Origin of the sequence: Nocardia puris (genome assembly GCF_003315035.1) — a bacterium.
GTDB lineage: Bacteria > Actinomycetota > Actinomycetes > Mycobacteriales > Mycobacteriaceae > Nocardia > Nocardia puris.
The window spans coordinates 121,273-136,850 of sequence record NZ_QNRE01000007.1; the positions used below are offsets into that span (position 1 = coordinate 121,273).

Annotated in this window: 12 protein-coding genes; 5 read left to right on the forward strand and 7 right to left on the reverse strand. The window is 70.9% G+C overall.

Annotated features, from left to right (window positions below; all coding sequences use genetic code 11):
* Positions 1–32: 32 nt before the first annotated feature.
* From DFR74_RS19300 to DFR74_RS19315, 4 genes are read left to right on the forward strand one after another with little or no spacing between them, the layout of a single operon-like run.
* On the forward strand, positions 33–998 hold the full coding sequence (locus DFR74_RS19300) for an ABC transporter substrate-binding protein (RefSeq protein WP_067507026.1): 966 nt from the start codon (positions 33–35) through the stop codon (positions 996–998).
* Positions 995–1,966, forward strand: coding sequence for an asparaginase (locus DFR74_RS19305; RefSeq protein WP_067507023.1), 972 nt, complete (start codon positions 995–997; stop codon positions 1,964–1,966). Before DFR74_RS19300 ends, DFR74_RS19305 begins: the two co-directional genes overlap by 4 nt.
* Complete coding sequence (locus DFR74_RS19310; protein ID WP_067507021.1) at positions 1,963–3,171, forward strand: M20 family metallopeptidase; 1,209 nt, start codon at positions 1,963–1,965, stop codon at positions 3,169–3,171. The genes DFR74_RS19305 and DFR74_RS19310 overlap by 4 nt, the downstream gene beginning before the upstream one ends.
* A gap of 20 nt (positions 3,172–3,191) precedes the next feature.
* Complete coding sequence (locus tag DFR74_RS19315; protein WP_067507019.1) at positions 3,192–3,935, forward strand: GntR family transcriptional regulator; 744 nt, start codon at positions 3,192–3,194, stop codon at positions 3,933–3,935.
* Positions 3,936–3,985: 50 nt separating this feature from the next.
* Here DFR74_RS19315 and DFR74_RS19320 read toward each other — a convergent pair whose 3' ends face one another.
* A complete protein-coding gene (locus DFR74_RS19320) occupies positions 3,986–4,321 on the reverse strand; it encodes a hypothetical protein (protein ID WP_067507017.1) in 336 nt (111 codons plus the stop codon).
* Positions 4,322–4,401: 80 nt separating this feature from the next.
* Entirely contained in the window at positions 4,402–5,736 is a 1,335-nt protein-coding gene (locus tag DFR74_RS19325) for a lipase family protein (protein ID WP_067507014.1), read from the reverse strand.
* A 303-nt stretch (positions 5,737–6,039) separates the two neighbouring features.
* Between DFR74_RS19325 and DFR74_RS19330 the strand changes: the two genes are divergently transcribed.
* Positions 6,040–6,780, forward strand: a complete 741-nt coding sequence (locus DFR74_RS19330; protein WP_084537467.1) for an SCO6745 family protein — start codon at positions 6,040–6,042, stop codon at positions 6,778–6,780.
* 81 nt (positions 6,781–6,861) lie between these two features.
* Here the strand turns inward: DFR74_RS19330 and DFR74_RS19335 are convergent, their stop codons facing one another.
* The 5 genes from DFR74_RS19335 to DFR74_RS19355 form a co-directional block, all read right to left on the reverse strand.
* Positions 6,862–7,254, reverse strand: coding sequence for an ArsR/SmtB family transcription factor (locus DFR74_RS19335; RefSeq protein WP_067507011.1), 393 nt, complete (start codon positions 7,252–7,254; stop codon positions 6,862–6,864).
* Positions 7,254–7,910: an SRPBCC family protein gene (locus tag DFR74_RS19340; RefSeq protein WP_067507009.1), complete on the reverse strand. Its 657-nt coding sequence runs from the start codon at positions 7,908–7,910 to the stop codon at positions 7,254–7,256. Before DFR74_RS19340 ends, DFR74_RS19335 begins: the two co-directional genes overlap by 1 nt.
* A 94-nt stretch (positions 7,911–8,004) precedes the next feature.
* Positions 8,005–13,005 (reverse strand): DNA repair ATPase, encoded by a 5,001-nt coding sequence (locus DFR74_RS19345; RefSeq protein ID WP_067507001.1) that lies wholly within the window; start codon positions 13,003–13,005, stop codon positions 8,005–8,007.
* Complete coding sequence (locus tag DFR74_RS19350; protein WP_198161710.1) at positions 13,002–14,906, reverse strand: flotillin family protein; 1,905 nt, start codon at positions 14,904–14,906, stop codon at positions 13,002–13,004. The genes DFR74_RS19345 and DFR74_RS19350 overlap by 4 nt, the downstream gene beginning before the upstream one ends.
* Positions 14,907–15,536, reverse strand: coding sequence for a hypothetical protein (locus DFR74_RS19355; protein WP_067506998.1), 630 nt, complete (start codon positions 15,534–15,536; stop codon positions 14,907–14,909).
* Positions 15,537–15,578 lie beyond the last annotated feature (42 nt).

The following is a 15,578-nucleotide window of genomic DNA, read 5'->3' on the forward strand; positions in this document are numbered from 1 at the left end:
TTCCCCGGCATCCATCACACGGAGGTTGTCCCATGTCCAGATCGAAGGTCAGGGGTGTCGCCGCGGCGCTCGCCGCCGCGCTCGCCCTGCTGTCCGCGTCCGCGTGCGCGAGCGACACCGCCGGGAGCGAATCCGACACGCTCACCGTGGGTTTCGTGGTCGACCCGTCGTGGGCGCAGATCCCGGTGGCCCAGCGCGGCGGCGCGTTCGAACGCCACGGCGTGCGTGTCGAGGTGGTCAACTTCTCCACCGGCGTGCAGGCGTTGCAAGCCTTGCAGGGCGGGCAGGTCGACATCGCCACCGCCGCCGACGTGCCGTCGGCCAGTGCGCTGGCGAAGTCGCCGGAGCTGCGCGTGGTGGGCGACGGGTCGCGGTGGACCGGGTCGCGGATCGTCGCCCGGCCCGGTATCGCTGATCTGAACGCGTTGGCGGGCAAGAAGATCGGCACTCCGCTGGGCACGAGCGCCGCCTACTTCGCGGCCAGCGCGCTCGACAGCGCCGGCGTGACCGCCGAACTCGTGCAGGTCGCCCCGTCGGCCATGACCACCGCCATCGCCAAGGGCGACGTGGACGCGGTCTCGATCTTCCAGCCCTACCAGGCGCAGGTGATCGACGTGCTGGACGGCACGGGCGTCGAGATCGACGTCCCCGCCACCGGATACCGGCAGCACAGCCTCTACCTCGCCGCCGCCGACACCGCCCAGCGCAAGGCCGACGCGTTCCGGAAGTTCTTCGCCGCGCTCACCGAAGCGGGCGCGCAGTTGACCGCGCACGAGGAGGCCGCCACCGCCGCGGTGGCCGAGGCGACCGCGCTCGCGCACGATCTGGTCGGAAAGGTGTTGCGCGAGTTCGACTTCACCCTCCAGCTGCCGCCCGATCTGGCCGCGAAGCTGACGACACTGGCCGACTGGGCGCGCGCCAGGAACTACCTCGATCCCGGAGTGCCGCCCGTGGACTACGCCGCCCGGCTCGACGCGTCCGCGCTGGCGGAATCATGAGCGCGGTCACCCTTTTCGCGCTCGGCGGCACCATCGGCATGCGGGTGTCGGGCGGTCTCGCTGTGCCCGCGCTCGATGCCGCCGCCATCGCCGATCTGCTCGGCCCGGACCACGGGGTGGCGGCGGTCGACGTGGCGCGGGTCGGTGGGTCCGAGGTCGATTTCACCCACTTGCGCGCGCTGACCGAGGCCATCGCCACCGCGCTCGCGGGCGGCACGGCGGGTGTAATCGTCACCACCGGAACGGATTCCATCGAGGAGACCAGCGCATGGCTCACCTACACCGGCCCGTGGCCGGTGCCGGTGGTGGTCACCGGATCGATGCTCCCGGGCGGCGAACCCGGCGGGGACGCACCGGCGAACCTCGCCGCCGCCCACGCGGTCGCCACGAACCCGGTGACGACCGAGCCCGTGGTGGCCTTCGCGGGCAAGGTCTGGCTCGGCAGCCGCGTGCAGAAGGTCTCGGGCACCGGCGTGGAAGCCTTTGCCACACCGGGACTTCCACCGCTCGGCGGCGTGCTGAACGGCGTGGTGCGGTCGTTCACCCCGGCGCCCGCCCCGGCCCGCCCGCTCGGCCCGGCGGGGGATGCTCCGGCGCGCGTCCCGCTCCTGGTCGCCGCCCTCGGGGCGGACGGTGACGTCGTGAAGTACGCCGCGGAGAACGCCGACGCTCTGGTGCTGGCGGGCAACGGCGCGGGCAATCTGCCACCGGCCCTGGCGGATGCGGCGGTCGAGGTGGCCGCGTCCGGCACGCCGGTGGTGGTTGCCACCCGCGCCGCCGACGGCCGCACGAGTCCGATGTACGGATATCGCGGCGGTGGGGGAGTGCTCGTCGAGTCCGGCATCCTGCTCGCCGACCGCATGAGTCCGCACCAGGTGCGCGTCTTCCTCACCCTCGCCGTGTCGCGCGGCCTGTCCGGCGCGGCGCTGCGCACCGCCCTTCTCGACCACCTGGAGTCCCTGTCATGACCACCGTCGGAACACCCCGCCTGATCACGCACACCGCCGCCGAACTCACCGCACTGCTCGTGCCCGCCGGGCAGCCGTGGTGTGAGAACAGTCTCGACGGCCCGGCTCGTCCACCGGAGGAGACGCGAGCGGCCCGGTTCATCGAGCCCTTCCTCGCCGAACTCGGCTTCGACACCCGGCTCGTCGGCCGCACCGAGACGCGCGCGAACCTGGTGGCTGCCAAGGTGTTCGGTCCGGGCCCGACCCTGTTGCTCAACGACCATCTCGACACTTACCCGGCAGGACCGCCGAGCCGCTGGACCAAATGCGCCGATCCGTTCGCCCCCGTGGTCGAGGACGGGCGGGTGTACGCGCGCGGAACATCCGACACCCGGGGCAATCTCGCGACGCTGCTGCGCGCGGTGGCCGAAGTGTGCGCGGACCCACCGGAATCCGGCACCCTCACCGTCGCGCTCACCGCGGACGAGGAACGCAACGGCGTCGAGGGCGCGCTCTACCTGCTGGAGGAGCACGGACTCACCGCCGACGCCGCCATCACCGTCGAACCGACGGCGTGGACCGAGGGCGGGGCCACCGGCGTCGCGATCGCGACCAGCCACACCGGCCACGCGCTGCTCGACCTCGCCGTGCACGGCCGCTCCAGCCACATCTGGCGTCCCGACACCGGCGTGAACGCGGCCCACCTGCTGCTCGAAGTGCTCTCCGCGCTGCGCGACCTGCCCGACGGCTGGGGTGCGAGCACGGTCGGTCTCGACGCGGGGGAGCCGGGGATGGCGCAGTTCACGCCGTTGCGCGCGAGCGCGCGGGTCGCGATCGTCGGCCTCGGGCCGGACGTGACGAAAGCGCTTGTGCTCCAGCGTGTCACCGACATCGCGCGCGACCTCACCGGCGTCACCGCGACCGTCGACGTGCGGTTCGCGCCCGGCCCCACGTTCGTGCCGGGCACCGTCGCCCTGGACGCGGACGAGCCGATCGTCGCCGCGCTGCGCGACTCCTACACCGACCACGACCCGAGCCCCGCCCGCCTGTACGCGAAGCCCGCCTACTGCGACACGATCCGCTTCCGGCACGCGGGCATCCCCGCGGTGACCTTCGGGCCGGGCGACGATGGGTGGGCCGTCTACGACGAGAGCATCAGTGTGGCGGGCATGGAGTTCGCCGCCCGCGTGCTGGCCGGGGCGATACGGCGGTTCCTGCGCCGATGACGCGCGTATGCTCGGCGGCCATGACGCCACCGCCCGACCTCAGCCGCGCCCATCCGGGCCGCCGGCTGCGGTCGGACCTGGCGCGCCAGGTCGCCGACGTGCTGCGCGGGCAGATCGCGGCGGGCGCGCTCGGGCCGCGCCTGCCCGACGAGCCCGCGCTGCAACGCGAGTTCAGCGTGTCGCGCAACAGCGTGCGCGAAGCCCTCGACATCCTGCGCTCCGAGGGGCTGGTCGAGCGGTTGCCCGGGGTGGGCACGGTGGTGCGGATGCCCAAGTTCGCGCACACCGTCGACGCCATCCGCGGCCTGTCGGAATCGTTGCGCGAGCACGGGGCGCTGCGCAACGAGGTGCGCACCGCCGGACGGGTCCGGCCGCCCCGCAGCGTGGCGGCTGCGTTGCGGGCCGAGGGCGATGTGCTCTGCATCGAGCGGTTGCGCAGGCTCGACGGCGTGCCGATCGCGCTGGACCTGACCTATCTGCCGGTCGCCGTCGGCCTGCCGCTGCTCTCGGCCGACCTCGAGGACGAAGACCTGTTCACGCTGATCGAGCGCACTTCGGGCAAGCGACTGCGCGCCGACCAGGTGTCGGTGGACGCCGTCACCGCCGACGCGCCGTCGGCCCGGCTGCTGGGCGTGCGGACGGGCGCGCCGCTGCTGGTGCTGCAACGACTCACCCGGTTCACCGACGGCACGCCCGCCGACCTGGAGTTCGTGCGGATGCGCGGCGACCGCATCACGGTGCGGATGACGCCTGAGCGCAGTTAGAGGACTGAGCGCAATTGGAAGCCTGAGCGCAGTGAGAAGCCCGAGCGCGGTTAGTTGAGCCCGGTGGAGAACTTGATGACGACCTTCTCCTCCGACACCTCTTGTACGGCCACGTCGAGGCCCTCGGCCTCCCTGGTCTCCCCGGCGGGGATGTTCAGCTCCTGGCCCGCGACCCGCAGCGTCACCAGGTTCCCCTGCACCGCAACGAGTTCCGCGTCCACGCCGAGGATGCTGGCCTTCGCGTCCACGCCGCGCGTGAACGTCACCAGGCAGCCGGACACATCGCATTCGCTCCGGGTGCCCGCACCTTCGATGGTGCACGCCACCGCGCCGAACGACGCGGACGCGGCGATGAGGGCGGCGGCTATGGCCTGTCGTACTCGCACGCCGACAGTCTAGGCCGAACCGTCGCGAATCGGACATCCCCGAGCCCCGGCGCGGGTGAGCGGCCCGCGCCGGGACCCCCTCAGCTGCCCGGGAAACCCGGGGGCAGCGGCTTGAAGTCCGCCTTGAACTTCGGGCCGGGCGGCAGGCCGCGCAACAGCGCGCTGGTCCAGGCGACGCCCGGAATCCAGCCGGTCGTGGCGTTCACGATGTGCTCGGGGACCGGCACCGTGTAGAAGCGCAGATCCGCCCCACGCGCCCAATAGGATTCGACGGTCGGCAGCACCGTCGACGGCGGGATCAGCTCGTCCCATACGCCGTGCCACCACAGCACCGGCGTGTCGGGGATGTGCTTGCCGAGGCTGTTCTCGTCGAGCACCCGCAGGATCTCCGGTTCGGTCTCCAGCGACTTGCCCGGGAGGTAGTACTCGCTGACCGGGCGGTAGAAGCCGGTGAGCGCGGCGGTGTAGACGCAGCGGTTCTGCACGTCGTGCACGAGTTGGATGCCCTCGGGGGTGAGCAACTCGTCCAGCTTGAACACGTCGGGGTACTGCTTGGCGAACGAGGCCAGGCCCAGCCACATGGTGAAACTGCTGAGGCCGGTGGCGCCCGGTTGCGGTTCGGTGGCGTAGCGCGCCAGATCCACCAGGTTGCCAGGCGTGCCGCCGGCGGTGGTGCCGAGCAGGTGCACGTCGGGGGCGTAGGTGCGGCGCAACTCGGCGGCGCGGAGCGAGGCCGACCCGCCGCCGGAGTAGCCGTACAGGGCGATGCCCGAGTCCGTAAGTCCCAGCGTCGCATCGTTTTTCACGGCGCGCAGGCTGTCGAGGACCATCTTGCCCTCGTCGTAGGTGTTGAACGTGTTGAACTTGCCGTCGAAGTCGGGGACGTTGATGGCGAAGCCCTGCATCAGCCAATACACCGCCAGCGCGGACTCTTTCATGGTGCCGACCTGCAACGTGTAGGACGGATTGCACGAGGAGTCGCTGGAGTCGATCGCCTCCTGGAACGAGAGCACCGGGCGCGGGCTGCCCTGCCAGGGGATGCCGGGGATGATCACGGTGGTCGCGGTGACGATCGGATTGTCGCGAAGATCGTTGGTGCGGTACAGGATCTGCTTGGTGTAGACCGGGAACGGCAGCCCGAGCAGTCGCGTCTGCACCTCGCGGGTGCGCACGATCTGGCCGGGCGCGTACGCGGCGAGATCGGCCGGATCGTCGTACCACGGGTCCCTGTCCGGCGGCAGGATCGGCAGCAGATCGTAGAGTTGCGGCTCGGACGGCAGCCGCGGCAGCTGGTTCTGGTCCGGCGGGAACGCGGGTGGGAACCCCGGATCCGCCCCCGCGGCGCCCGCGATCGATGCCGTCAGGCAGACCGACGTGCAGAGCACGGCCATCCGCCGACGCAGAGTCTTCCTCATCGAAGCACCTGTTCGTGTCGGATCGCGGCGCCCGGTGCGGCCGCGACTGACTCTCCATTCCACTGTCCGGGACATCGGATTCCTACCGCCACGGGACCAGAGAGTGCGCGGGCGGTTTGGCGGAGTGCACAAATCGGCGCGGCGGAAAGCCGCCGGTGCCGAGGGGTTCCGAACGGTGTACAACCCGCATAATGGACGCTGTTGGGCGAAGCCCACCCGAAACTCCGCGCACGGCCGGAGCGAAGGCGGAGGTACGCATAATGTGGTTGGCGGACACCAATGTCGGTGAAAAGGAGAGAGAACGTGTCGGTGGCGACGGCGGTCAAGGATCAGATCCAGCAACTGGGCGGGGCGTTCATGTTCTCCCGGGAGGCGAAGGCGTTCGGGCAGGCGTGCGGGGCGGACGCGTTCCTCGGCCCGTATGTGCGCGGGCGCGGCGGCGTGCTCGGGGAAGTGGACGCCGACGTGGTGACCGCCGCGTTCGGGTTCTTCCCCGGCGACACGATCCGCCCGGCGTGGGAGTCGGTGTCGATGCCGGCCGCCGACGCGGCCGTGGGCTATATGGAGGCGTGTCGCGAGTTCGGCCGTCGCAAGCTCGCCGATTTCGCCGATGCGCGGCAGTTGGCGGATCTGCTGGAGAAGGTGGCGGCGGCCGCCGAACCGGCCGGTGTGCCGCTGTTCGCCGGCTGGCGCGCGCTGCCGCTGCCCGAGGACGGCCCTGCCCGTCTGAGTCAGCTCACCCACGTGCTGCGCGAACTGCGCGGCGGCCTGCACCTGATCGGCGTGCTCGCCGCGGGCCTCACCCCGCTCCAGGCCGTCCTCATCTCCGGTTCCCCCATCAAGACCGGCCCGCAGCAGGCCGGCTTCTACGGCTACCCCGAACCCTACGAGGAAGTCACCGCCGACCACCGCGCCCGCTGGGAACAGGCCGAAGCCATCACCGACGCCCTCATCGCCCCGGCCTTCGCCGCCCTCACCCCCTCTGAAGCCACCACGCTCACCGACCTTCTTCCCAAGGCCCATGCCATCGGCCTGAGCCGCTGAAGGCAGGTCGAGATTGCCTGCGCGGCAATCCTTTCCGGCTGTAGCGAGGACCATGGTGTCGTGGCTGCGGTGCCCTCGTACTCAGGCCGGGCGGGCGTCCTCGCCGGAGTGGGTCCGCGGGGTCGCGCGGCGTTCGCGTTTGCCTCGGGCGACCTCGGTGGCGAGGGCGTCGAGGGGTTGGGTGAAGGGGGCGAGGGGTTCGGCGAGATGGGTGAGCCAGGCTCGGGCGATGTCCAGGCCGGACGGGGCGAGGGCGTAGAGGCGGCGGGTGCCCTCGGCGCGGACGGTGACCAGGCCCGCGTCGCGCAGCACCTTGAGGTGCTGGGAGACGGCGGGCTGGGAAATCGGGGTGTGCGCGCGCACGCTGTCCACGAGCGCGCCCGCCGGCTGCTCACCGGTCGCCACCACCTCCAGGATGCGGCGGCGGACCGGATCGCCCAGCGCTTCGAAGATCCGTGCGGGAGAAGCCGACATCAGCCCTGCTGATCGTCCTCGGGGACGGTCGTGTAGAAGACGATCGTCTGCTCGGCGGCGGTGTGCGCGGCCTCGGGGTCGTCACCGTCGGCGACGGCGGCGTCGGCCCAGCCTTCCGCGGCGATCCGGGTGAACCGCAAGCCGTCGGGGGTGGTTGGGAAGTTCATGCCCTCTTCCGGGTCGACGGCCGCTCCGGTCTCCAGGTGCACGCCCAGCCCCATCAGCGCCAGGTCCCAGCCCACGCCGACCGCGCCGGGCCCGTACTGCGACCAGAACTCCGGATCGACGCCCGCCTCGTGCACGAGTTCCAGCGCCGTGCCGCCCTCAGCGGGGGACAGGCCGACCTCCAGCCACGAGACCTGCCCGCCGAACTCCCAGGTCACCGCGAACCGCTCCGGCTCCTCGCAGCGTTCGACCGTGCCGCCGGCGTTGCCCTCGAGCTGGTATTTCCCGCCGACCTTCAGCTCCCCGCTGACGGGCAGGAACCAGCGCGGCAGCCGTTCGGCGTTCGTCAGCGCGTCCCACAGATCCGCCTGATCGGTCGGGTAGACCCGCCGCGCCACCGCGATCCGGGTCACCTCCCCGTCGCGCTTCCCGGTCCGCACCTCGCGCGTGACCAGCCCGGCCACAGCCACGGGATCGTTCACCCATGCCATCACAACCTCCTTTAATAAGTTTGAACTTATATTAGCGCGGAGGGGTCGGGACGGCACGCCAAAGCTCCGCGCGCCGCCCGGCCGGCGAAGGACCTCAGTCGGCGAATCGGGTCTCCGGCACGATGTCGTTCGCATGAGATTCCCGCCCCAACCCCCGGATCGCCGATTCGATGTTGTCGATCCGGGACGCGAGCAGACCGAGCGCCCCGATGGCGCGGACGAGGGGATCGTCCTCGGCCCCGCCGAGCGCCTGTTCGCGCAGGTACGCCGACTTCACCTCGGCCCAGCGCCGCGCGCGCTCGGCAGTGAGGCGCCCGCGCAGCTCGGCGAGCTTGAGCAGGTTCGCCTCGGCGCCGGCCGCGAGGGTCTGCGCCTCGCCGGTGTAGTGATCGTCGATGAGCGTCTCCAGCTCGGCGTCGTTCATCACCGGGACGATGCGCTCCGACAGGGCGTTCATATCGCGGTAGGAGCCCTGGAGGCGGAACGGCGGCTCGGTGCGGCTCGCGTCGGCGGTGGCCGCGGAGGCGATGTAGGCGCGGTTGGCCGCCAGCACCACCTCTTGCACCCGCAGCATCTTGCCCAGCACCGACACCGCATCGGACAGTTCGGCCGCCGAGTACGGGTGCGCGAGCTGATCGGCGCGCGCCGACTCATCCCCGTGCGCCATTCGCAGCAGCACGTCCAGATCGCCGCGCTCGCGCGAGGAGAGCGGCGCGAGAACGGGATTCGCGGTGAGCGCGTTCTCGAGGTAGCTGAGCGCGAACAGGTCGTCGCGTCCGGAGAGCACGTCGCCGAGATTCCACACGTCGGCGCGGTTGGCGAGCATGTCCGGGATGCGGAACCGCTTGCCCTGCTCGGTGTAGGGGTTGCCCGCCATACACACGGCGAACCGCTTGCCGCGCAAATCGTAGGTGCGGGTGCGGCCCTCCCACACGCCCTCCATCCGGCGCTGCCCGTCGCAGAGGGAGATGAACTTCTGCAACAGTTCCGGCGAGGTGTGCTGGATATCGTCCAGGTACAGCAGCACATTCGAGCCCATCTCGAGCGCGAAGTCGATCTTCTCCACCTCTTGGCGCGCCGTCGCGTTGGGGGCGTCGTCGGGGTCGACCGAACGGACGGCGTGCCCGAGGGCGGGCCCGTTCACCTTGACGAATACCAGCCCCAGGCGCGCGGCCACGTACTCCATGAGCGTGGTCTTGCCGTAGCCGGGCGGGGAGATCAACAGCAGCAACCCGGACTGGTCGACACGTTTGCCGTCGCCGGTCGCGCCGAGTTGTTTGGCGAGGTTGTCGCCGATCAACGGCAGGTAGACCTCGTCCAGCAGCCGGTTGCGCACGAAGCCGTTGGGTACCTGCGCCCGGTATTCGGCCAGCCGCAGGCGATCCCGTTCGCGGGTGACCAATTCCGTGCGCCGCCGCAGATAGTCGCGGAACCCCGGCACCCGCTCGGCGCGGAACCACCGGCAGCGGGCCAGCAGCTCGTCCAGCCGGAAGGTCAACGAGCGCTTGGTGATTCGCGGGTGAGTGCCGAGCAACCCCGGCACGGTGGCGTCGAGTTCGGCGGCGGAATCGTGGCGCGGCAGGTCCGCTCCGCACAACTCCACCGCGATCGCCTCGGCCAAGTGCGGAATCAGCGACGGGTCCGCGTGCCGCTCGGCGTAGGCCGTGAGCCAGGTGGTGACCAGCTGATGCCGCAGCGGTAGATCGGTGGCCAAGGAGCGCAGGTCACGCATGTAAGTGTCACGGCCCGAGGCGGTTTCGAGGTGGTTGTGGAAGCGGTCGAGCAAGGTGCGCGCCGCCCGCGCGGTGACGAAGCCGTCCGCCCCGTCGGCGATCTCCTCGAACAGATACTCACCGGCGAGTCCGCCGTCGACACCGAGTCCCAGCGCGTCGGCGAATGCACCGATAGCCGCGCCCAATTCGTCGCGCAACGCTACGACCGACGCCGTGGTGTCGAACAGCGCCCGCGCCCGCGCGAGCGAGCCGATCCGCGTGGCCCAGCGCTCCCGCGCGGCCGGCTCGCCAGCGCCGAAACGCCACCACAGCTGCGCGGCCGCCCTTTCCGCCGGCGGGTACCGCAACAGTCCCGCACCGGCGTGCAGGCGCAACAGTGCCCCGAGAACGGCGGCGGCGTCGTGATCGTGCACGCCGCGCTCGTAACCCTCGTCGTAGCGCTGCGCGGCGGTGGCCGTCACCAGGGCGGTCAGCTCGCCCTCGGTGAGTGCGGCAGTGTGCAGGGCCGCCAGCGACCCGTCCGCCTCGGCCTCGGCCAGCATCGAGGCCGCCAGGTACTCCGCCCGATACACCTCGGGCGTCTCCGATACCACCAACTGCGACCAGTAGGGCGCGGTGTCGGCGAACTCCGCATCGGCAAGCGGCGCGCGATAGTCGGTCCCCGTGATGGTGTACGCGATCGAATCACCTTGTGGCACAAGGGCGAGATCGATCGGCCCGGTGGTGACCGCGAACCGGTGCCTGCCGAGCCGGATGGTCGCGCCTCCGTCGTCGAACAGATCCCGGCGGTCCCGCAGCGAGCGCGCCGCCTCCTGCCGCGCGGCCTTCAGCAACCCGTCGAGTTCCTCGGCGCGCACCGATTCCCCGATCGCGCGCAGTTCGCCGATCGCGGCGCGCAGCCGGGTGACCATCGGATCGGCGGCGAAGTAGGTGCCCACCTCGTCGGCCGAACCCATGCTCGCGCACCGGCGTTCGATGCTCGACAGCATCCGCCGCGCGGACTCGGCGATCCGTTCGGCCCGCCGCGAGCGCTCGTCCAGCAGCGCCTGCTTGCGCGCCGCGAACGCCTCGTACACCTCCTCGCGCTCGCCGGCCAGGCGGGCGGAGAAGTCGTCGAACTCGCCGAAGCGCGCGTCCAGGTTCTCGAGCGTCAGCAGCAGTTTGGCCAGCTGGTCGTCGCAGTCGTCGGGCGTGGTGGCCGTGGCGATCGCGCCGGTGACAGCCTGCCCGAGCAGGGCGAATTCGGCGGCGAACTCCGCGCGCCCCTCGGCGGCGGCCAGTTCGGTGCGGCGGGTCTCGAGCGTCGCCCGCGCCCGGTTGACAGCGGCCGAGACGCCGCCGATCTGCTCTAGGATGCGGGTGCGCACGGTGGCGTCGGCGATGTCGAGCGCGGCCACCACCTCGGTGATGGTCCGCAATCCCTCGGTCTGCTCGGCCAGCCACCGCTGGATCGGCTCGCTCTCGGCGACGCCCGAGATCTGATCCGCGCGCGTGGTCGCTTCGCCGATCTCGCGCTCGTAGTTCTCGAAAGCATCTGGGCCGCTGAGGAATTCGATCGCGCGGCGACCGGTGTCGGTGAGCGCGTCGCGCACCGTCCGTTCGAGTTCGTCGATGCGCGCGGTGTCGGCGTAGCGCAGCTCGCGCAGTGTCGACAGCGTGCCCTGCGCACGATGGAGTTCGGCGAGCAGGCGCACCCAGCCGTCGGCATCGGTGTGCGCGGCGGCGCGACCGGTGCGCACCAGCGTGCCGATCCCCTCGGCGGCCTCGTCCACCGCGGCGGCCGCCTCGGCGGTGCGCGCGGTGACCTTCTCGAATTCGTCCAGTACCTGCCCCGCCGTGTCGCGCAGCGCGGTGAGCGGTTCGGCGAGAGCGCCGAATTCGGCGTCGCCGAGCCAGTGGTGCTGGTCGGCGGCGCGGGTGCACGCGGCGATCAGCGCCTCGAACACCGGCGCGGCGGGCGCCATGTCCTCGACCATCCGGTTCAGCGACAGGCAGTCCGAAATGCCGCGCACCAGTTCGCGATTCCCGACCCGCGCCAGCGGCCCGGCGCCCGCGGGCCGCGCGGCCTCGTACTCGTCGGACCGGAACGGCGTGCGCCACACCTGCATCGGATGCACCCGCGTGGGCTCCTCCGACAGTGCGCGGAACACCACCATCGTGCCGTCGTCGAACAGTGAATAGCCATGGCAGACCAGGGGATTGGCCACCTGCTTGCGTATCACGTGGTAGGGCAGCAGCAGCGTGCGGCCCTCGGCGCGGGCGTGGAAGACGTAGAGCACGTCCTCGCCGCCCGCCGCGTGGATGGTCCGCTCGTACTCCAGATCGTCGATATCGGTGTCGAACGTCTTGTGCGCGCCGGTGCTCAGATAGTAGCCGCCGGGGAAGAGGATGCCCTGGTCGTCGGGCAGCAGGCGGCAGGCGCGGCCGATGCCGTCCAGCCGCACCACGCTCTTGGTGCGCGTGTTGAAAACCAGGTGCCGCCACCGGGTCTCGTTGTAGGGGAGGATGCGCAACAAGATCAGCGGGCCGATCCGCGCGTACCGGATGTCGGCGTCGGCCAGGCTCTGCAACGGCTCGTCCACCGGCTCGGAGTACACTCCCTCGCCGGTCTCGGTGTTGTTCTCCAGCTTGATGGTGAGCGTGCCGCCCAGCGTCTCGACGAACACCTCGCCCAGGATGTTCAGGTGCGGACGCCGACCGGGCACCTGGTCGTCGCGGGTGGTCTCGATCCATTCGAACTCGTGCGCGGGCGGGAACACGTGATCCTGCTCGCCCCGGTTGTCCAGGTAGCGCACGGTGCCGTCGGGCTCGGCCTGCCAGCGCAGCACTTTGATGTCGTCGGTGCGCTGGCCGGTCTGGAAGACGGCGAGCAGCCGCGCGTCCACCCACCGCAGCTGCAGCAGCTTCGTTCGCGCGTAATATCGGTAGAGCTCGTCGAAATCGCGGCGGAACCGCGGATCGTCGAGCAGATCGGCCGAATCCGCCTCGGCGAAACCGAATTCGGTGCCCTCGGCGTGGAACCGGCGCAGCGCGAACACGTCGCCGACCTCGGTCTGCGGCTTCATGCCGATGAAGACGTTGTAGCCGAACATCATCCGCCCGTCGGGCAGCGCGACGATATCGCGCGGCACGCAGTTGTTGGCGGTGCGGACGCGTTCGGTGCCCAGCAGCGTCAGCTCGATGCCGCCGAACTCCTCGACCCGGCGGTCGTTGAGATCCTCGCAGCGGCGGGCGAGTTCGGCGGCGTGCGCGCGCAGGCGAGTGCGCAACACGTCGTAGGTCGACCCTTCGAGGGCGGAGTCGGCGGGCGGGGCGGCGACCGCCCCGCCCGTCTCCTCGCGCCGCGGTGGCGCTTCGCTCATGTGGTCAGGCTGACGTCGTCGGCGGCCGCATCACCCGCCGCGTGCCCGCCGGAACCGTTGCGGGTGAGCAGGGTGCCCACCAGTTCCGTTGCCGCGGCGCCGGTTTCGGACTGGAGCAGCTTGTCGAGCCCCTTGCCCAGCCCGATCGCGCCGACCAGGCGGTCCAGGAATACCGACTCGCCGCCGACGATGTCGATGTTCGCCTTCTCCAGCCCGGCGGCCAGCACCATGGCCTGCGCCTCGGCGACCTCGCGGTGCGCGCTGACCTTGGCCAGCTCGACCTCCTTCTCCAGCTCCAGCCGCAGGCGGTACTCCTCGTGGTCGCGGGTGGCGTCGTCCAGCGCCGCCATGGCCCTGGCCTTCTCCTCGAGCCCCTCGGCCTCGCCCTTGAGCTTCTCGCGCAGGCCCTCGGCCTCGGCCAGGCTGCGCTCGCGCAGGCCCTGGGCCTCGGCGACGGTCTTCTCCCGCAGCGCGGACGCCTCGGCGCGGCCGACCTTCTCGATCGCGTCGGCCTCGCGCTCGCGCACCTGCGCCTGTCCGAGCCCGTAGGCGGCGGACTCGGCCTGCGAGGCCTCGGCCAGCCGGATCTTGGCGCGCGCCTGCAACTCCGCGGCCTGCTGTTCGGCCTCGGCCAGCGTCAGCGATTCCTTGGCGCGGAACTTGGCCGCCGCGTCGGCCGCCTCGGCCGCCTTGATGTCCTTGACCAGGTGCTCCTGCGCGTCGGCCTCGGCGCGGATGATGATCGCCTGGCGCTCGCGCTCGGCCGCCTCCACGGCGCGCAGCCGGTTGATCTGCTCCTCCTGCTCGGCCACGGTCTTGTCCACCGCGACGCGTTCGCGCACCACCTCGGCGACGGTGCGGCGCTCGGTCTCCACCTCGCGCTCGTTGGCCATCCGCGCCAGCGCGACGGCGCGGTCCCGGTCGGCCACCTCGAGCTGGCGGTCCTTCTCGATGCGCTCGGACTCGATGGCGATCACGCGCTCGCGGTTCTTCTCCGCGACCGCGATCTCGCGCTGCTTGTTCTGCTCCTGGATGCCCAGCGCTTCCTCGGTGCGCAGCGCCGCGGTGTTGGCCTTGAGATGCTCCTCGGCCTGCACGCGCAGGATCTCGGCCTCCTCGCGGGCGCGCAGCGTCTCCACCTCGCGCCGCTGCCGGTTCTCGGCGTCGGCCTGCTGGCGCTCCAGCGCCAGCACCGCCTCGCGCGCCTCCACGTTCTGGCGGGTGATCTCCTTCTCCTCGTTGCGGCGGAACTCGTTGGTGCGCACGTGTTCCAGCGCGGTGAGCTCGGTGATCTTGCGGATGCCCTGCGCGTCGAGGATGTTCTGCGCGTCCAGCTGCATCAGCGGGGTCTGCTCGAGGTAGTCGATGGCGGCGTCCTCGAGGCTGTAGCCGTTGAGGTCGGTGCCGATGACCTGAATGATGCGGTCGCGGAACTCGTCGCGGTGGGTGTAGAGGTCGACGAAGTCCAGATGTTTGCCGACGGTCTTGAGACCCTCGGAGAACTTGGCGCTGAACAGCTCCTGGAGCGTGGACTGGTCGCTGGCGCGCTGGGTGCCGATGGCCTGGGCGACCTTGATGACGTCCTCGACGGTCTTGTTGACCCGGACGAAGAAGGTGATCCGGATGTCGGCGCGGATATTGTCGCGGCAGATCAGCCCGTCGCGGCCGAGGCGGGCGATCTCGATGGTCTTGACCGAGATGTCCATGAACTCGGCCTTGTGCAGCACGGGCAGCACGACGGCGCCGGTGAACGTCACGTCCACCTTGCGCATCTTGGAGATGATCAGCGCACGCCCCTGCGTCACCTTCTTGAACAGGCGGCTGACCAGGAACAACCCGGCCAGCGCCACCAGCAGGACGACGGCGATGAGCACGCCGAGTCCGATCGCGATCGTGGACATTCAGATCCCCTCTGTCGGGGCCACCCAGAACGTCTCGGAGGCCCGGTCGTAGTCGTAGACGACGGCGGAGTCCCCGTGTTTCAGGGGAGCGGTCGCGGCGTGCCGTTCGGTCTGGCGCACCTGGATGATGGCCGACGAACCGTCGGCGGAGACGAGTTCGGCCTGCCCGAACTCCTCGTCGACCCGGCCGGTGCGGATGACGCAGATCCGGCCGACGAAATCGGTGTGCGACGGCGCGGGCTGCTCGCGGAAGAAGCGGCGCAGCGGGATCACCACCAGGCGGGTACCCGCGACGGCCGCGATCAGCGCCAGCGGCACCACGGTGATCGCCGCGGCGACGGCCACCGCACCGCCGAGGCCCGTCGCGGCGAGGGCCACCGTGCCGACGAGGCTCGCGAACCAGGACAGCGTGACCAGCCCGCTGACCGCCACCGTCACCGGTACGCCGCCCAGGCCCAGCGCGCCCAATCCTGAAGCGGTGGAGGGTGATTCGCCGCTCACGTCGCCGTCGAGGATGTCGATCTCCGTGCCGCCGACCAGCACGAGCAACCAGTACGCGATCACCACGACCAGCGCGAAGGTGAACAGCACGGTGGGAAACGACAGCGTGGCCGCGACGAATTCACCCATCGGCCCGCGCGCTTCCGGCGCGGACGAGCCCGTTGCTTGCCA